The sequence below is a fragment of the Streptomyces sp. NPDC060028 genome (genome assembly GCF_042736725.1).
Lineage (GTDB): Bacteria > Actinomycetota > Actinomycetes > Streptomycetales > Streptomycetaceae > Streptomyces.
Genome location: NZ_JBHWVJ010000023.1, coordinates 1 through 18,717 on the forward strand (window position 1 = coordinate 1; position 18,717 = coordinate 18,717).

An 18,717-nucleotide genomic window follows, 5' to 3' on the forward strand; every position below is an offset into this window, starting at 1 on the left:
CGTCCCGCCCCCTTCGTGTGCCGGTGCGGCGCCGCTGCCGAGGGCTCCCCCGGAAGCGTGCCCGCCGGGCTAGTGGCGGGCCTGGAGGAGGTCCTCCAGCTGTTCTTCGCGGGCCTGGGCGGCCACGAAGAGGAGTTCGTCGCCCGGCTCCAGGGTCTCCTCGCCGTGGGGGGTGAGGACCCGGTTGCCGCGGATGATCGTGACCAGCGAGGTGTCCTCGGGCCAGGCGATCTCGCTGATCTGGGTGCCCGCCACCGAGGAGTCGGGCGGCAGGGTCAGCTCGACGAGGTTGGCGTCACCGTGGCTGAAGCGCAGCAGCCGCACCAGGTCACCGACGCTGACGGCCTCCTCGACCAGGGCCGACATCAGGCGCGGCGTGGAGACCGCGACGTCGACGCCCCAGGACTCGTTGAAGAGCCACTCGTTCTTCGGGTTGTTCACGCGGGCGACCACCCGCGGGACCCCGTACTCGGTCTTGGCGAGCAGCGACACGACCAGGTTGACCTTGTCGTCGCCGGTCGCCGCGATGACGACGTTGCAGCGCTGGAGCGCGGCCTCGTCCAGCGAGGTGATCTCGCACGCGTCGGCCAGCAGCCATTCGGCCTGCGGCACCCGCTCCACCGAGATGGCGGTCGGCGCCTTGTCGATGAGGAGCACCTCGTGGCCGTTCTCCAGCAGCTCACCGGCGATGGAGCGGCCCACCGCGCCGGCTCCGGCGATCGCGACCCTCATGCGTGTGCCTCCTCGGGGCCCTCGGCGAAGGACGCCTCGACCTTGTCGATCTCGTCCGTGCGCATCATCACGTGGACGAGGTCGCCCTCCTGGAGGACCGTCGCCGACGTCGGCAGCATGGCCTCGCCCAGTCGGGTGAGGAAGGCGACGCGGACGCCGGTCTCCTCCTGCAGCTTGCTGACCTTGTGGCCGATCCACGCGGCGGAGGTGTGCACCTCGGCGAGCTGGACACCGCCGCTCGGGTCGCGCCACAGCGGCTCCGCGCCCGAGGGCAGCAGCCGGCGCAGCATCTGGTCGGCGGTCCACCGCACGGTCGCGACGGTGGGGATGCCCAGGCGCTGGTAGACCTCGGCGCGCTTGGGGTCGTAGATGCGGGCGGCGACGTTCTCGACGCCGAACATCTCACGGGCCACGCGAGCGGCGATGATGTTGGAATTGTCACCGCTGCTGACGGCCGCGAAGGCACCCGCGTCCTCGATACCGGCCTCCCGCAGGGTGTCCTGGTCGAAGCCGACGCCGGTGACGCGGCGGCCGCCGAAGGACGCTCCCAGCCGACGGAATGCGGTGGGGTCCTGGTCCACCACGGCGACCGTATGCCCCTGTTGCTCCAGGGTCTGCGCGAGGGCGGAACCCACTCTTCCGCAGCCCATAATGACGATGTGCACGGCCGTCCTTCCGGCTGTCAGCGGCTCGCTGGTTTCCAGCCTCATTGCTGCTCTGGCTTAACAGGGTCTCAGACCATGGCCCAAGCTACACACGGGCGGTCACCAGTGTGACCATTTGCGCTGGAGGGGGCGGCGCATTGCCCTCGATGCGGTGTCACTTTGCCCCGTATACCGGCGGGGGGTTCGTCAGGCTGATTTCGAACGCTTACGATCCTCTGCGTGTCCAAACTGACCGACGTGCCCAAACGGATCCTGATCGGCCGGGCGCTACGCAGCGACCGCCTCGGGGAAACGCTCCTCCCCAAGCGAATCGCCCTTCCCGTCTTCGCATCCGACCCGCTCTCCTCAGTGGCATATGCCCCTGGCGAGGTCCTGCTGGTCCTGTCGATCGCGGGTGTGTCGGCGTACCAGTTCAGCCCATGGATCGCCGTCGCGGTCGTGGTGCTGATGTTCACCGTGGTCGCCTCCTACCGCCAGAACGTCCACGCGTACCCCAGCGGCGGCGGTGACTACGAGGTCGCCAACACCAACCTCGGCCCCAAGGCCGGTCTCACCGTCGCCAGCGCCCTGCTGGTCGACTACGTCCTGACCGTCGCCGTGTCCATCTCCTCCGGGGTGGAGAATCTCGGCTCCGCCGTCGATTTCGTCATCGAGCACAAGGTGCTCTCGGCGATGATCATGATTCTGCTGCTCACGCTGATGAATCTGCGGGGCGTGAAGGAATCCGGAAACCTCTTCGCCATCCCGACGTACATTTTCGTCGGCGCCGTTTTCGTCATGATCGCCTGGGGTGCCTGGCGCGGCCTCGTCATGGGCGAGTCCATGGAGGCCCCGACGGCCGGCCTGGAGATCAAGGCCGAGCATCAGGGGCTGGCCGGCTTCGCGCTGGTCTTCCTGCTCCTGCGGGCCTTCTCCTCCGGCTGTGCGGCCCTGACCGGTGTCGAGGCCATCAGCAACGGCGTACCCGCCTTCCGCAAGCCCAAGAGCAAGAACGCGGCCACCACCCTCGCCCTCATGGGCGGACTGGCCGTCACCATGTTCTGCGGGATCATCGGCCTGGCCATGGCCACCAACGTGCGGATGTCGGAGAAGCCCGCCACCAACCTGCTCAAGGACGGGGTCCCGGTCGGACCCGACTACGTCCAGCACCCGGTCATCTCCCAGGTGGCCGAGGCCGTCTTCGGCAACGGCAGCTTCCTCTTCATCGTGCTGGCCGCGGCCACCGCGCTGGTCCTGTTCCTCGCCGCCAACACCGCGTACAACGGCTTCCCGCTGCTCGGCTCGATCCTCGCCCAGGACCGCTACCTGCCGCGCCAGCTGCACACCCGCGGCGACCGGCTCGCCTTCTCCAACGGCATCGTGCTCCTCGCCGGCGCGGCCATGCTGCTGGTGTGGATCTACGACGCGGACTCGACGAAGCTGATCCAGCTCTACATCGTCGGCGTCTTCGTCTCCTTCACGCTGAGCCAGATCGGCATGGTCCGGCACTGGAACCGCCACCTGGCCTCCGAGCACGACCCGATCGTCCGCCGCCGGATGCACCGCTCGCGGGCGATCAACACCTTCGGCGCCTTCTTCACCGGCATGGTGCTGGTCGTCGTCCTGGCCACCAAGTTCACGCACGGTGCCTGGGTCGCCCTGCTCGGGATGCTGATCTTCTACGGAACGATGAGCGCGATCCGCAAGCACTACGACCGGGTCGCCGACGAGATCGCGGCGGCCGAGGGCCCCAGCGACGACAGCGTGCGCCCCTCCCGGGTCCACTCGATCGTCCTGGTCTCCAAGGTCCACAAGCCCACCCTGCGCGCCCTGGCCTTCGCCAAGCTGACCCGCTCGGACACCCTGGAGGCGCTCAGCATCAGCGTCGACACGGCCGAGACCAAGGCGCTGCGCGAGGAGTGGGAGCGGCGCGGGATCAACGTCCCGCTGAAGATCCTCGACTCCCCGTACCGCGAGATCACCCGGCCGGTCGTGGAGTACGTCAAGGGCCTGCGCAGCGAGAACCCGCGCGACGCCGTCAGCGTGTACATCCCGGAGTACGTCGTCGGGCGCTGGTACGAGCACCTCCTGCACAACCAGAGCGCGCTGCGGCTCAAGGGCCGGCTGCTGTTCACCCCCGGTGTGATGGTCACCTCGGTGCCCTACCAGCTGGAGTCCTCCGAGCTCGCGAAGAAGCGGGCGAAGAAGCGGGCCGAGTGGAGCGCCCCGGGCGCCGTGCGCCGCGGGCCCGTGGACACGCCGCGGCCCAGGGACCCCGCCGCGAAGTAGCGTGGTGAACGGCCGGACGAGATCCACGTAAACTGGTGGGTCGGCCGTCCGGCCGTTCCTTGTTTTCTCGTTTTCTCCCCATCTCTCCCCATCTCTCCCTTTCACAGCCTTGGAGCCTCCCCACCATGACCGAGCAGAACGAGAAGCAGTCACTGGTCGGGGAGGAGTACGAGGTCGAGGTCGGTCCCGTCGCGCACGGCGGGCACTGCATCGCCCGGACCGCCGACGGCCGGGTCCTGTTCGTCCGCCACACCCTGCCCGGTGAGAAGATCGTCGCCAAGGTCACCGAGGGCGACGTCGACTCCCGCTTCCTGCGCGCCGACGCGATCACCGTGCTGGACGCCTCCAAGGACCGCGTCGAGGCTCCGTGCCCGTACGCCGGCCCCGGCAAGTGCGGCGGCTGCGACTGGCAGCACGCCAAGCCGGGCGCCCAGCGCCGGCTCAAGGGCGAGGTCGTCGCCGAGCAGCTCCAGCGGCTCGCCGGGCTCACCCCGGAGGAGGCCGGCTGGGACGGCACGGTCATGCCGGCCGAGGGCGACAAGCTCCCCGCCGGGCAGGTCCCGCAGTGGCGCACCCGCGTGCAGTTCGCCATCGACGAGGACGGCAACGCGGGCCTGCGCAAGCACCGCTCGCACGACATCGAGCTGATCGACCACTGCATGATCGCGGCGCCGGGCGTCAGCGAGCTGGGCATCGAGAAGCAGGACTGGCCCCAGATGGCGTCGGTCGAGGCCATCGCGGCCTCGGGCTCGAACGACCGTCAGGTCGTCCTCACCCCCCGCCCCGGCGGCCGCCTCCCCCTCGTCGAGCTGGACAAGCCGGTCTCCGTCCTGCGCGTCGAGGAGAAGGACGGCGGAGTCCACCGGGTCCACGGCCGCCCCTTCGTACGGGAGCGCGCGGACGGCCGTACGTACCGCGTCGGCATGGGCGGCTTCTGGCAGGTCCACCCGCAGGCCGCCGACACCCTGATCAAGGCCGTCATGCAGGGCCTGATGCCGCGCAAGGGCGAGATGGCCCTCGACCTCTACTGCGGCGTCGGCATCTTCGCGGGCGCCCTGGCGGAGCGCCTCGGCGACACGGGCGCGGTGCTCGGCATCGAGTCCACGAAGCGCGCGGTCGAGGACGCCCGGCACAACCTGGCGGACTTCCCGCGGGTCCGCGTCGAGCAGGGCAAGGTCGAGCAGATCCTCCCGAAGACCGGCATCACCGAGTGCGACCTGGTCGTCCTCGACCCGCCCCGCGCGGGCGCCGGCAAGCAGACGGTCCGCCAGGTGGCCGGCCTCACCCCGCGCCGCATCGCCTACGTGGCCTGCGACCCGGCGGCCCTGGCCCGCGACCTGGGCTACTTCAAGGAGAACGGCTACAAGGTCCGCACCCTGCGCGTCTTCGACCTCTTCCCGATGACGCACCACATGGAGTGCGTGGCGATCCTGGAGCGGGTGGCGAAGGACGCCTGACCTGCGGGTTTCTCGGTGTGCGTTATGTGCATTGTGGGCGTTACGGGCGATATCTTGACGCAAATTCGACGCTCGTGACGCTCGTTTGACGCACGTTCTGACGGGTCGCCAGCTCCCTGATCGCGCAGGTCGCGTCAGGTGTCAGGCCTACATCCGGAGACTTGGCATTGCGAAGTCTTGACTGTTCGCTGCCATGGGTGGCCAACGCCCATGGCAGCGGCAACTGTCTGCGAACACCGCTGGATGCCTCGGAATGGGCGCAGATGGCTACTTTCAGTAGCCGGGGCCGTAGGGGGCTCAAGCCGCGGAGGAACGGCTTCAGATCATCGGCGCGAGGCGCTGGAATGTCCGGCAGGCCCAGCGTCCCGCTGAGTGGGTTCAGACGTCGTACATGGCCGTCGGCCCAAGCGATCCAGGCCTCGGCGCCATCCCTCTCCGGTCCGGCGGGCAGGGTCGCTGCGTGGAGGCGGAGAGCGTTGACGTATTCGGTTAGGCCCGCTGCGTGCCGCCATGCCTTTTCTTGCGCTTCGAGGCACTGAACGCGGAATGCCTCTGCGTAGTCGATCTGTGCTTGGTGCATCGCAGCTTCCCATTGCAGCCGCTTTTGTCGTGCTGCTTCCAGATCGGCCAGCCGCTTGCGTTCCGTAGCTTCACCTCGGAGCCCGACTTCCTGCACGATCTCGGCGAGTTGCTCTTCAAGGGAGCGCGCAGCTGTGTCAACCCACTCGCTGGCCCGATGTGGCTGGCCGCCGCTGAGGGCGATCCGTAGCCGATCGGCAGGGGAGTAGTCGAACCGCGGGGTCGTGACCCACGAGTACTTCTTGGCTTCCGCTAGTTCCTTCTCGGTGGCTGTGTGATCTGTGCGGTCCTGCTCCTGAAGGACCAGGAAGTCGCACGTCTGTCCCTGCGCGGTGATCGTGAAGTGCGGCGCAGCGCTTCGCCGCCGATGCTGGGGTGGTGCACCGCGAGTCGGCCCGACCTTGCTGACGTGCCCCAGCTTCTGCGTCGCCAAAATAAGGGCTTGAACAAGTCGCAGGGCCCGTGCCTGTACGGCCTTGGTCACACCCATGGGATGGGAATGGCTCTGCATAGCCTTCACCACGGCATGCGGCTGCGTGAGCCGAGCAGTCACGGGAACGGGTTCGAGCACAGCCAGGCGCCACACGGGAACATCCTCCAACCGGATCTCGTAGCCGTTCCGACACCAGCGCCCGTACAGCTCCTTCGTCTCCGGAATCCTTCCGGATCTGCGCGCAGCGCTCACGCGGGCGGACCAATTCACGGAGTTTGGGCCAGACCTGCTGCTCTTGACAATCCGGCCGCCCGCTTCTGCGAGTTCCTCCAAAAGCTCTTCCGTGACCGTCCTACGGGGGTGCCTGAGACGCATCGCCTTCTGTGGTGCTGTCAGCGCAACCTGCCTTGCAGCCGGCTCACTCTCAAGAGATGCGGCAGGGACGGAAGGAGTCGACTTCTGCGTTTGCGTCATGGATCTGCGCTGCGGTTGAGCGGGCGGGTACGCCCCGTGCGTCAGATAGTGCCGGCCCGCGTCGGTAATCGCGGCGCTCCACCGCCCCCGCTGCCTGACCACCTTCAGCAGCCCGCGATTCTGCAGAGCCTGACAGCTGGTCTTGTATGTGTTGTCTTCCCACACGCCATCGGGGCACCCGTGCCCGACCCACTGCAGCACCGCCAGCTGACGTTAGTTGAGCTGCTGCTTCACTTGGGCCTCCGCCTGGGTCGATCGGGCAATGTCGCATGTTGCCAGCCTCGGCCCGCGATCTCCCGGAGTTCGGTGAAACAGAGGCATGCAAGATCGCATTGTGGTGTAAATCGGCCAAGTGCTTTCGTCCCTGTCTGCGACTCTGTCCGCTGGGGGACAATGGTCGGCGATGACCGTCACCACCACCGCCCCGGAGCCACGACCGGACGGCTACAGCCCCTTCGCCCACCTCACCGTCCAGAACACGGCTCTCTACCGTCAGGTGATGCGGGGATTCGTCATCGCCAAAGAGCGGTTCGCGGTGCATCTGCGTCCCGAAGACGTGCATGCCGCCCTGCCGGCCGAGGCGCGACCCGCTGAGCTGGACGTCGTGGTCAAGGCGCTGGACAGCCTCGTCGGCTGGGGCAATCTCCGCGCTGACCCCGACACCGCCCGCGTCACCGCCGTCGAGGACTTCTACCGGAAGCGGTTCGTCTACCAGCTCACCCAGGCCGGAGAAGCTGCCGAGGAGGCACTGGGCGTCTATGACGAGGCGCTCGGGCGGCGCGGCTCGCTGCAGGCCGTCGCCCTGCACGACATTGTTACCCAGTTGCGGGCCCTCCTCGTGCTGGCAGCCGAGGAACAGCCGGATCAGGCCAAAACGCACCTGGCACTTGACGCGCTGGCGAGTCGGTTCGCCGCTCTTGCCGACAATGCCCGCGCCTTCATGGGGTCCTTGCAGCGGACCATCGACCTCCATGACGTCGAAGAGGAAGTCTTCCTCGCTTACAAGGACCGGCTCATCCAGTACCTGGAGCGGTTCATCCAGGACCTGATCACCCTTGGCGGGCGCATCGCCCGCTTGATCCTGGAGCTGGAACACGTCGGGAGCATCGAACCTCTACTGCGGGCTGCCGCGGCCCGTGAGGCGGCCGACGCCTCGCCGGAGGAGACCGAGCACGCCGAGTGGGAGGCGTACCAGCGCTGGTCCGGGCGGTGGACCGGCCTCGCCGCCTGGTTCATCAGCCGGGACGGGCGCGAGTCGCAGGCCAGACTGCTGCGCGGCCGAGCGCTCGGGGCGATTCCTCAGCTCCTGGCCGTCGTACGGTCGCTGAACGAGCGCAGGGCCGGGCGCTCCGACCGGTCCGCCGACTTCCGTACGCTCGCCCGCTGGTTCGCCGAGGCGCCGGACGACGACGCCCGGCACCGGCTGTGGCGCACCGCCTTCGGGCTGTACCCCGCGCGACATCTCACCGTCGACGCCGAGACGCTGGCCTCCCGTGCAGCGCTGCCGGTTCCCGCTGCCACTCCGTGGGCCGAGGCCGAGCCGCTGCGGATAAGCCCCCAACTGCGTCGTACCGGTAGCTACGAGCGGCGCGGCAAGCCGCGCAAGGTCGAGGACCGGGAGGAGCCGCGCCGCAGACTCGCCGAGGTGGCCGCCAAGCAGGCGGCCGAGACCGCGGCGGCACGAGCCCGGCTCGTCACCGACGGGATCACCCGGCTCTCCGGACTCGGCGAACTCGACCCGGTTTCCTTCGGGCTCTTCCTCCAGCTGCTCGGCGATGCGCTGGCCACCTGGCGGCCCGGTATGCGGCACACCGTGGCCACCAGCAACGACGGCTCCATGGAGATCCGGCTCAGCGCGCTCGCCGACGGCGGAACCGCGGAGATCCGGACGGCCGGAGGCCTCTTCCGCGGTCCCGACCACCTCATCGAGATCATCGACCTGACGGACGGGGCTGGTGTCCGATGAACAGCACTCCGCTCGCCGAGGTGCTCGACGGCCAGCACGCGGCCGACCTCCGCAAGGCTGCTCGCGCCCTGCTCAAGCAGCCTCTCCTGCTCGCCCGTGGCCGGTACGCCGACGAGTTCCGCCTCGTCCGCCGGCACGCCTCCGAACTGCGCGAATGGTTCGACCGCAATACCGGCTGGGCCCTCCAGACAGATGCCGAGGCCGCCCGCCTGCGGAAAATACCCGGCGTGCTCACCGACCCCACGCACCCCGCGCGCGAGGCGAGCCGCGCGGCCGCCCCCTTCACGCGGCGCCGCTACGTCCTGCTCTGTCTCGCCCTCGCCGCCCTCGAACGGGGCGAGGCCCAGATCGCGCTCGGCCGCCTCGCCAGCCAGGTCGTCCTCGACGCCGCCGACCCGCAGCTCGTCCGGGCGGGCATCCAGTTCACCCTGGACCGCCGGGACGAGCGCCTCGACCTCGCCGCCGTCGTACGGCTCCTCCTCGGGCTCGGCGTGCTCCGGCGCGTGGCCGGCGACGAGGAGGCGTACGTCAGCGGAGCCGGCGATGTCCTGTACGACGTGGAACGGCGGGTGCTGGCCGGCCTGCTCGCCGCGCGCCGCGGCCCCTCCACCGTGCACGCCGAGGATCCCGCGGACCGCCTCGCCGAACTCGTCTCCGACACCGCCTTGGACAGCGACGAGCTGCGCTTCCGCGCCATGCGGCGCTCGCTGACCCGCAGGCTCCTGGATGATCCGGTTCTCTACTACGACGAGCTGACCGATGCCGAGCTCGGCTACCTCACCCGGCAGCGAGGCTTCCTCACCGCCCGCATCACCGAGCTGACCGGCCTGGTCCCCGAGGTACGGGCCGAAGGCATCGCGATGGTCGACCCGGACGACGACCTGACCGACGTCCGGATGCCCGAGCAGGGAACCAACGGTCACGTCACGCTGCTGCTCGCAGAGCACCTGGCCGCGGCGGGCGGTCCCGTTACTACCGACCAGCTGGCGCTCCGAGTCCGGGAACTCGCCGCCGAGCACGGCGGATTCTGGGCCAAGTCCGCACGGGAGCCCGGCATGGAAGGTGAACTCGTGGAACAGGCTGTTGCCCGGCTCGCCGCCCTCGGACTGGTCTCCCGTACGGCCCTCGGCGTGGCGCCGCGTCCGGCCCTCGCCCGGTACGCGGTGGGCGAGACCGTCGTACTCGAACCAGGCACCGCACGTATGCCCGCGCAGCGAAAGGCCAGCAAGCCGTGACCCGCCTCCCCGATCCCCTGCGCTCCCGTTGGCAGCCCCTGCGCATCGGACTCGTCGACCTCTTCCACTACGACGTGGAGGAATTCCACTTCCGGGACGGGCGCCTGCTCCTGCGCGGGAACAACGGCACCGGCAAGTCCAAGGTGCTCGCCCTGACCCTGCCCTTCTTGCTCGACGGAGACCTCAGCTCACGCCGCGTCGAACCCGACGGCGACCCGGGCAAGAGGATGGAGTGGAACCTGCTCCTCGGCGGCGAACATCCGCACTCCGAGCGGCTCGGTTACACCTGGATCGAGTTCGGCAGGCTCGACGAGACCAGCGGCGAGCGGCATTTCCGCACGCTGCTCTGCGGACTCAAGGCAGTCAGCGGGCGGGGCATCGCACGCCATTGGTACGCGCTCACCAGCCAGCGCGTCGACCACGGCCGGGGGGCCGCCGCCGAGACGTCCCTCAGCCTGCTCGACGCCACCGGCACGGCCCTGTCCCGCGACCGGCTCGCCGAGGCCGTCACTGGGCACGGCATGGTGTACGACCAGGCCAAGACCTACCGCAGGGCCGTTGACGAGGCCCTCTTCGGACTCGGCGAGCAGCGGTACGGCGCTCTGGTCGACCTGCTCATCCAGCTGCGCCAGCCTCAGCTGTCCAAGCGCCCGAACGAGGCAGCCCTGTCCCGAGCCCTCACTGAGGCCCTGCCGCCCATGGACCAGGCGGTCATCGCCGACGTGGCCGAAGCCTTCCGCTCCCTGGACGAGGAGAAGGAGGAACTGGCGGCCGCCTCCGCTGCAGAGCGGGCCGCCACAGCCTTCCTGGACCACTACCGGCGCTACGCCCGGATCGCCACCCGTCGGCGCGCCCGCCTCCCGCGCGGCGAGCATTCCCGCTACGAGCACCTTCAGCGCGACCTCGCCGATGGACAGGCCGAGCAGACCCGTGCCCAGGAGGCGCGGGCGACGGCGGAGGTACGGATCGCCGCCCTGGAAGAGACCCAGGCGCGCCTGCGGGCCCAGGACGCGGCCCTGCGCGAGGGCCCCGAGATGCGCAGCGCCCGGGAGCTGGAGCAGGCGGCCAAGGAGGTCGAGCGGACCGACCGCGCCCGCAGCCGCGCCCGGGACGACCGGGACCAGGCGGCAGGTCTGCACAACAAGGCGCTCGGACGGCTCGGCGCGGCCGAAAACCGGCTGCGCGCCGCCGGCCGGCTGGCCCAGGACACCTTCCGCACGGCACGGGAGGCGGCCGCCGCCGCACGGATCGACCTGCCTGGGGACGACGGGCTGCCGGAGTCCGAACTGCGGCGCGCGGCGGAGCAGTCGACGGACCGCGGACATCGTGCGCTCGCCCACGCGGAGGACCTCGCGGAGACGGCTGAGAGGGCGGCCCAGGTCCGGCGGCAGGCATCCGTCCGCCTCGACGAGGCGGATACCGACCTCGACCAGACCACCGCGGCGCAGGGCCGGGCGGAGGAAGCGGCCGCACGGGCGGGGCAAGCCCTGCTGGACGACGTACGAGAACACGCGCGCACCTGGACCGGACTGGCCTGCCCCGACCTGACCGGCCTGCTCGATGAACTCCAGGAGTGGACGCTGCACCTCGACGGGCCCTACCCGGCCCGCGTGCACGCCGCACGAGTCCACAGCGCGGCCTCGGCGCAACTGGCCGACGAGGCAGCCGAAGCGGTGCGCCGGACGACGGAGCTGGTAGCACGCATCGGCCGGGTCCGCGAGGAGATCGCCGCGCTGGAAGCTGGCGGCCGACGGGGCCCCCAGCCCCCGCTCACCCGCACGCCCGGCTTGCGCGAGCGGCTTTCCGGAGCACCGCTGTGGCGGCTGGTGGACTTCCACGACGGACTCCCGGAACACGAACGCGCCGGACTGGAGGCGGCACTGGAAGCCTCCGGGCTGCTGGACGCCTGGGTGCTCCCCGACGGCTCCGTCCTCGACGCGGACGGGCACGACGTACTCCTCTCCCCGACGACCGGGCCGGTGGCCGGGGAGTCGCTCGGCGGGCTGCTGCGCCCGGCCGGGGACGGCGGCGACGCACAAGCCGCGGCGGTGGGCGAGGACACGGTGACACGGCTGCTCGCCGCCATCGGCGCGGGAGGGGATGGTGGAGCCGGCACCTGGGCGGGGGTGGACGGGCGCTTCCGCGTCGGCGCGCTCATCGGCCGCTGGGCCAAGCCGACTGCCGAGTACGTCGGCGAAGGGGCGCGGGAGGTTGCGCGACGGTCCCGTATCGCCGCCCTGCGTACTGAACTCGACCTGCTCCAGCAGGAGTCGGACAAGGCCGTGGCACAGTCTGAGACTGTGGCCGTGCGACGCGCCACCATCGACGCCGAGCTGGCCGGCGTACCCGACGAGAGCCCCCTCACCCGGGCGTACGCCCAGGTGACCGCCACCGCGGAGTCGGTGGGCCGGACTCGCCTGCGACGCGAGGAGCGCGCCGCCGACCTCCTGGAGGCGGCCGGACGGGCCGAACGGGCCGCCGCGGAACTCACCGAGACCGCCGGCGAACTGGGCCTGCCCACCGATCGGGCCGGTCTTGCCGAGGTACGGCAGGCCCACGGCTCCCTCGCCGTCACCTTGGCCGCCCTGTGGCCGGCCCTGCGCGAACGCGGCGAGGCGGCACGCCAGGCGGAGGAGGAACGCGCCGAGGCCGGGCAGGCGGCGGAGCGGACCGCCGAACTCGCGCTGCGGGCCGATGAGGCCGGGCGCGAGGCAGTGACAGCGGACGAGCGCCACACCACGCTGCGCTCCACCGTCGGCGCGGCCGTGGCCGAACTCGAACGACGGCTCACCGAGACCGCCGAAGCCCTGCGCGACTGTGACGCGGACCAGAAGCTCACCCGCACGCGCCATGCCGAGGCGGACCGGGCGGCGAGCAAGGCCGAAGGCCGCATCGAGCAGCTGGAGAAGGACCTCGTGGAAGCGGCCGAGGCACGGGCGGAGGCCATCGCGGGGCTCCAGCGGTTCACGGCTACGGGCTTGATCACGGTTGCCCTCCCGGACCTCCCGGTGCCGGCCGCGGGTGACGGTCCCTGGGCGGCCACCCCGGCGATCGTGCTCGCCCGCGCCATCGAGTCCGGGCTGGCGTCGGCCGATGACTCGGACGGCGCCTGGGAGCGCGTACAACGTAGGCTGAGCGAGGAATTCAAGTCCTTGCAGGACACCCTGTCCCGACACGGGCACACCGCGTCCGCCCGGATGGTGGAGGACGGCATGGTCGTCGACATCGTCTACCAGGGCCGCGAGCGTGCCGTACCCGAACTCGCCAAGGCACTCACCGCCGAGGTCGGCGAACTCACCCGCATCCTGTCGGCCCGTGAACGGGAGATCCTCGAAACCCATCTGATCACCGAGGTCGCGGGCACCCTCCAGGAACTCATCGGGGCCGCCGAACGGCAGGTGCGCGACATGAACACCGAGCTGGAGGACCGGCCCACCTCCACCGGGATGAAGCTGCGGCTGGTCTGGCGGGGCTCCCGCAAGGCACCCTCGGGCCTCGCCCCGGCCCGTGAGCGGCTACGCCAGTCCGCTGACGCCTGGACCCCGGAAGACCGGGCGGCGGTGGGTGAGTTCCTCCAGACGCAGATCGCCCGGCAGCAGACGGACGATACGTCCGGCAGCTGGCTCGAACACCTCACCGCCGCGCTCGACTACCGCGCCTGGCACGAATTCGGGGTCGAGCGGCACCAGCACGGCCGCTGGGTCCCGGCCACGGGCCCGGCCTCGGGTGGCGAGCGGGTCCTCGCGGTATCCGTACCGCTGTTCGCCGCGGCCTCCTCGCACTACGCGAGCGCGGGCAGCCCGTACGCGCCCCGCCTGGTCACCCTCGACGAGGCGTTCGCCGGCGTGGACGACGACTCGCGCGCCAAGTGCCTGGGCCTGCTGCACGCGTTCGACCTGGACGTGGTGATGACGAGCGAACGGGAGTGGGCCTGCTATCCGCAGGTCCCCGGCGTCGCCATCGCCCAGCTTTCGCGGATCGACGAGGTGGCGGCGGTACTCGTCACCCGCTGGGAATGGGACGGCGCACGGCGGCTCCGCCGAGAGGACCCGGTGCGGTCGGAGGCTCCGAATCGGGACCCGCTCGCGGAGACGACCGCCGGACCGGAGCAGCTGTGGACCTGACATCCGCCACCGCGCCGGTTGACGATGCCCGCCTGCGCCGCCTGCTGGGCGACCCCGCCCTCGACTGGCTGGTCGACCGGGTGCGCCGACGCCTGGAGCGTGAACAGCCTCTGACCGGTCCGGTTTCCCTCCGCGCGCCCATGCCGGCGCAGCGGGCATCGGCCGAGCGGTTGCTGGGCCGCTCCCCTGGGAGCGGGCGCTCCCTGACCGTCCGGCTCGACGAGGTGGACACCGTCCTGCGCCGTTCTGGAATCAGCCCGGACGGCCTGGCGGCCGCCGTAGTCGTGCTCACCGGGCCGCTCGTCCTGCTCGGCCCGGTCCGGCAGGCCGAGGAGCGGGCCTGGCAGGAGGCGTACGCCGTGATCGACGCCCTTGCGGACCAGATCCCGGGCCTTGCCGCATGGGCCGACCGGCTTCGCGGCGACGGCCTGGTACGCCGCCTCGCCGGCACACCTGCCGCAGCCCAAGACCTCCTCGGCCAAGTCGCCACTGCCCTCAGCGCCCTCCCCGCAGACCCGCCCGTCTCGCTTCCCGCCTTCGCGGCCCGGCTGCTCGGCGCTGCCCATGCCCTGGACGACGGCACCCCCTTGGCCACCCTTACTCTCTCGGGCATCCGAGCGCTGACGGGCTTCCCCGATGGGTCGGGCGCGGAATGGCGCCGGGAGGCATGGGCATCGGCGGGCCTGCTCCGCGACGAGCTGTCCTCGACGGTCCTCACCCTGAACCTGAGGGGAGCGCCCACCCTCGACTTGATGGCTGACGCGGGCGAGCCGTCCGTCCTCACCCTCCGCCAGCTCATCCGCCACCCCGTTGCGGCTTCTGCCACGGTAGTCCGGATCTGCGAGAACCCGGCGGTGCTAGCGGCGGCAGCCGACGTCCACGGGGCTGATTCCGCCCCGCTGGTGTGCCTCCAGGGGCAGCCGTCCGCAGCAGCACTTACTCTCCTGCGGCACCTGCACGAGCGTGGGGCAAGACTGCTCTACCACGGAGACTTCGACTGGGGCGGGCTCCGCATCGCATCCGCGCTGCTGCGTCGCGTCCCCTGGCATCCCTGGCGCTACACGGCCGCCGACTACCGCGCCGCGGCGCTCGCAAAGCCTGACGGTCCGCCACTCGTAGGGCAGCCGGCCGAGGCTCCCTGGGACCCGGATCTACAGCAGGCCCTCTTGCAACTCGCCTTCCGAGTCGAGGAAGAGACAGTCCTCGACGTGCTGCTGTCCGACCTTGCGTGACGACGATGCGGACCTGCGGCCACGACCGCTCCCTGCTCGGTTGTCAGTGCAGTTTGATAAGCCTGTCGGCAGTGGTGATTGATGTGCAGGGGGATGGGGGTGGAAGTGGCCGAACAACCGGTGTTTCTGCTGGGCGAGGGACTGAACGCTTTGGATCCTGCCCCTTTCGATACCGAGGCCGAGTTCCAGGCGCTGCTCGCACGCCATCCCCGGATCCTGGACTTCGGTTCGCTCGCTGACGGTCGCCCCCTTCGGCTCGTTCTCGTGGCGCGGGAGATGAGAGTCCCTACCAGCAACGAGATCGGCTCCACGTACTGGCTGGACCATCTGTTCGTGGACGCGGACGGTGTGCCGACCCTGGTGGAGGTCAAGCGGGCGGCCGACACCCGCATACGACGGGAAGTCGTGGGCCAGATGCTCGACTATGCCGCCAACGGGGCGCGCTACTGGCCTGCCGCCCTGCTCCAGCAGACCTTCGAGGAAACCTGCGTGGTGGACGGGCGGCCTCTCGAGGACGCCTACCAGGAGCTGCTGGTTGGCCAGTCACCCGAGGAGTTCTGGGCGACGGTCGAGGAGCGGCTCGCGGCTGGACGGATGCGGCTGCTCTTCGTGGCGGACCGGATACCTCTGGAACTGAGGGCGATCGTCGAGTTTCTGAACCGTCAGCTGCGCCAGACGGATGTCTATGCCGTCGAGCTGACCCAGTACCGGGGCGGCGGTGATCACCGAGTGCTCGTCCCGAGGGTCCACGGCGAGGTGGCCACCGCGAACAAGACGCAGTCGAGGTCCGGTCAGGCGGGCCGGAGGTGGACAAGGGCCGGCTTGGGGCCTGCGGTCACCGTGTTGGCCGAACCTGTGCGATTCGTCTCGATCGCTGGGCCATGAGGCGCACGTGCATCCCGCGCCCGAGGAGGACCGAAGGGCTGCGGAGCGCAGGTGGTGCTGCGTGACTCGTACAGCTTGATCCAGCCATGATCGCTGTGGTTCCGGTCGACAGCCGTGGTGGCATTTCTCGGCAAGGCCAGGCCCTACCTAAGATCACTACAACCGAATTGCGGCCCGACGGGCTTCCTGAACAGGACATGCCCCCACCCGCACGAGCTACTCGTGCCCTGGGGGAACCACCTCGTGTCCATGCTCCTGCTGAAACTCTCGGCGCGGGACCTGCTCACTCTGCACTCGCGTCGCCGCATGGTCCCGCACCTTGCCGCCCGGTGGCGGTACTTCCGGGGCGCTGACGCCTCGGTCGGGGAGCGCTCCGCGTGGGCCGAGAGCTTGATCAGTCTTGCGAACGACCTGGTTGCGGCAGATCGCGGCAACGTGGAAATGATTGTCGAGTGTGCCGCTACGGTTGAGGAAACCGACCATCCGTTGCTGGTGGATGTCGTGCTGGTCGGGCGGCATCCGCAGGAGAGCCGGCCATCCGTGCAGCTGGTGGAACTGAAGCGCTGGTCGACCGTGACCAGGATCGAGCGGGCCACCGCGGCTCTGGTGGACGTGCCGGGCATGGGCAACAAGAAGCACCCTGCATTTCAGCTCCGCGAGCACTACCAGGCCTTCACGAGCGACAAGGGCCCCTTCAGGGGGCTGGACATCGAGTGCGGTGGTTTCGCCTACCTGCACAACGCCACGCAGGACTCGGTGCGTCCACTCCTTGACGTGGATGCGCCGACGGGTGCCTATGCGCAGGTGTACACGGGTGATCAGCGTGCTGAACTCCTCGACGGGCTCAGGAGGAGCTTCGATGCCCACGGCGGTGCAACCGAGGCCGAGGCGATGCTGAAGAGCATGGGGCTGCGTAACACCCCGTTGCTCGATGCCATGATCCGGTCCCACGGCACCGACACGGTCTTCACCCTGCGCGGGCGGCAGAAGACCGCCGCGGACCAGATTCTGGAAGCGGCTGCCAAGGTTCTTCCGGATCTCTGGGAACCGGCTCTGGTTCCGGACGAAAGGCGTGTGGTCTTCCTGGTGACCGGTGGGGCCGGCACCGGGAAGAGCGCCATCGGTTTGCAGGTCAAGAAGAAACTCGAAGCGCAGGGCCGCACGGTGAAATATGCCAGCGGAAGCCGGGCTTTCAATGGGGCCTTGAGAGACCACGTCGGATACGGGGACGGGAAGTTCAAGAAGACGTTCACCTACTTCAGTAGTTTCGTCAAAACGCCGGACCCGCTCCTGGACGTACTGATCTGTGACGAGGCCCACCGTCTGCGCGAACGTTCCACGAACACCAGGGACGCGAGGAAGTCGGGTACCCGTCCACAGGTGGACGAACTCCTCGATGCGTCGCGCCTGACGGTCTTCTTCATGGACGAGCGGCAGTCCGTACGTCCCAAGGAGGTGGGCACACCCAATCTGATCAAGGACGCGACCGACCGCTACGGCGCCCGACTCGTCTCCTACGATCTGCGCGAGCAGTTCAGGTGCGGTGGCAGCGATGCCTACATCCGCTGGGTACGCACCCTGCTCGGGGTGACCGACGGTGCGCCGGAACTCTGGAGGCCCGACGGCCTCATGCACGTAGAGGTCGCGGACACCCCCGAAGAGCTTGAGCAGATCATCCGGACCGAGGCCGCTGCAGGAGCTTCCGCGCGCATGGTGGCAGGGTACTGCTGGCCTTGGACCAAGCCCCTCGGCAAGGAGAAGAGGCTGGAAGCCGACGTCCGCATCGGCGAATGGCATCGGCCGTGGAACGCGGACAGCCAGAGCTTCTGTGCGGGTGGAGCACCGCCATCGAAAATCTGGGCTGTGCACGAGGGCGGCTTGGGCCAGGTGGGCTGTGTCTACACAGCGCAGGGCCTGGAGTGGGACTGGTGCGGTGTGATCATGGGCGAGGATATGGTCCGACGCGGAGGCGAGTGGGTCTTCCGCCGGGGGAAGAGGCGTAAGGAGACGTCGAAGATTTGGCGCGTGGCCCAACCTGGCTCGTTCGACCCCGAAGTCAAGGCCTCCACTGTTGGTCCCGATGAATTCACGCTACTCGTACGCCAGGCGTACCACGTGCTCATGACCCGAGGCAGTCGCGCGACGGTGCTGTACTCGACAGACGAAGAGACCCGCGCCTACTTGAAGGAATGGGCGGGCCCGGTAGAGATCCATGGACTTCGTCCCACCATGCAGAATCGACACGAGAAGGATCGTGCACCGCACGAGCCCCGGCCGAAGGGCCGCAAGTCCGGCAAGCGGCGGACCTCGGGTCCTGACCGTCTGTTCTGACGTGGGGTGTCCAACCGCGTGTGGCGGGCTCGCCGGGCCCGCCACACACCTGCGTCAGAAGAGCAGGTTCGCCAGCGCGGTCAGGGCTGTCACCAGAAGGCTGGAGACGGCTCCGGCAGCGATGTCGATCAGGATTTCGCGAATCCGTTCACGACGCGCGAGCTTGTACTCGACGGGGGTCATACGGCCACTCCAGGCTGTGAGATCGGAATGGCAGGGGGAGCCCTACCGGGCAGCCACGCTCACGTCGTGTGTCACCACACGACGGGCACAACCATTCGTCACTCATGGCCTGTTCGGCCTCGTGCATGAACCGCAGCCTCGTACCCTCCGGGA

General features: G+C 69.5%; 12 protein-coding genes. 8 read left to right on the plus strand and 4 right to left on the minus strand.

Translation table 11 applies throughout. The annotated features are described in order from the left end of the window. Positions 1 to 69: 69 nt before the first annotated feature. Both ACFWBF_RS14070 and ACFWBF_RS14075 read right to left on the minus strand, forming a co-directional pair. On the minus strand, positions 70 to 732 hold the full coding sequence (locus ACFWBF_RS14070) for a potassium channel family protein (RefSeq protein WP_385224996.1): 663 nt from the start codon (positions 730 to 732) through the stop codon (positions 70 to 72). Further along, complete coding sequence (locus ACFWBF_RS14075; protein WP_385600217.1) at positions 729 to 1,397, minus strand: potassium channel family protein; 669 nt, start codon at positions 1,395 to 1,397, stop codon at positions 729 to 731. Before ACFWBF_RS14075 ends, ACFWBF_RS14070 begins: the two co-directional genes overlap by 4 nt. 219 nt (positions 1,398 to 1,616) lie before the next feature. On the opposite strand from ACFWBF_RS14075, the gene ACFWBF_RS14080 reads away from it, so the two are divergent. Beyond that, positions 1,617 to 3,665: an APC family permease gene (locus ACFWBF_RS14080; protein WP_385600220.1), complete on the plus strand. Its 2,049-nt coding sequence runs from the start codon at positions 1,617 to 1,619 to the stop codon at positions 3,663 to 3,665. 125 nt (positions 3,666 to 3,790) lie between these two features. Continuing rightward, the gene (locus ACFWBF_RS14085) at positions 3,791 to 5,122 is read left to right on the plus strand and encodes a class I SAM-dependent RNA methyltransferase (RefSeq protein WP_385600223.1); all 1,332 of its coding nucleotides are present in this window, start codon (positions 3,791 to 3,793) and stop codon (positions 5,120 to 5,122) included. 40 nt (positions 5,123 to 5,162) lie between these two features. Here the strand turns inward: ACFWBF_RS14085 and ACFWBF_RS14090 are convergent, their stop codons facing one another. Then, positions 5,163 to 6,386, minus strand: a complete 1,224-nt coding sequence (locus tag ACFWBF_RS14090; RefSeq protein WP_385600226.1) for a hypothetical protein — start codon at positions 6,384 to 6,386, stop codon at positions 5,163 to 5,165. Positions 6,387 to 7,011: 625 nt separating this feature from the next. Between ACFWBF_RS14090 and ACFWBF_RS14095 the strand changes: the two genes are divergently transcribed. The 6 genes from ACFWBF_RS14095 to ACFWBF_RS14120 all read left to right on the plus strand — a co-directional run bounded on the left by ACFWBF_RS14095 (position 7,012) and on the right by ACFWBF_RS14120 (position 18,381). Then, entirely contained in the window at positions 7,012 to 8,574 is a 1,563-nt protein-coding gene (locus ACFWBF_RS14095; RefSeq protein ID WP_385600229.1) for a TIGR02677 family protein, read from the plus strand. Beyond that, the gene (locus ACFWBF_RS14100; protein ID WP_385600232.1) at positions 8,571 to 9,809 is read left to right on the plus strand and encodes a TIGR02678 family protein; all 1,239 of its coding nucleotides are present in this window, start codon (positions 8,571 to 8,573) and stop codon (positions 9,807 to 9,809) included. The genes ACFWBF_RS14095 and ACFWBF_RS14100 overlap by 4 nt, the downstream gene beginning before the upstream one ends. Beyond that, positions 9,806 to 13,933, plus strand: coding sequence for a TIGR02680 family protein (locus ACFWBF_RS14105; protein WP_385600234.1), 4,128 nt, complete (start codon positions 9,806 to 9,808; stop codon positions 13,931 to 13,933). Before ACFWBF_RS14100 ends, ACFWBF_RS14105 begins: the two co-directional genes overlap by 4 nt. Beyond that, positions 13,924 to 15,165 carry a TIGR02679 family protein gene (locus ACFWBF_RS14110; RefSeq protein WP_385600237.1) on the plus strand — a complete coding sequence of 414 codons (1,242 nt, stop codon included), beginning with the start codon at positions 13,924 to 13,926 and terminating at the stop codon, positions 15,163 to 15,165. Before ACFWBF_RS14105 ends, ACFWBF_RS14110 begins: the two co-directional genes overlap by 10 nt. 99 nt (positions 15,166 to 15,264) lie before the next feature. Further along, entirely contained in the window at positions 15,265 to 16,050 is a 786-nt protein-coding gene (locus tag ACFWBF_RS14115; RefSeq protein ID WP_385600240.1) for a hypothetical protein, read from the plus strand. A 249-nt stretch (positions 16,051 to 16,299) separates the two neighbouring features. Next, positions 16,300 to 18,381, plus strand: coding sequence for a DUF2075 domain-containing protein (locus ACFWBF_RS14120; RefSeq protein WP_385600413.1), 2,082 nt, complete (start codon positions 16,300 to 16,302; stop codon positions 18,379 to 18,381). A 54-nt stretch (positions 18,382 to 18,435) separates the two neighbouring features. On the opposite strand, the gene ACFWBF_RS14125 is transcribed toward ACFWBF_RS14120, so the two are convergent. Continuing rightward, positions 18,436 to 18,564, minus strand: a complete 129-nt coding sequence (locus ACFWBF_RS14125; protein ID WP_274549949.1) for a DUF6408 family protein — start codon at positions 18,562 to 18,564, stop codon at positions 18,436 to 18,438. Positions 18,565 to 18,717 lie beyond the last annotated feature (153 nt).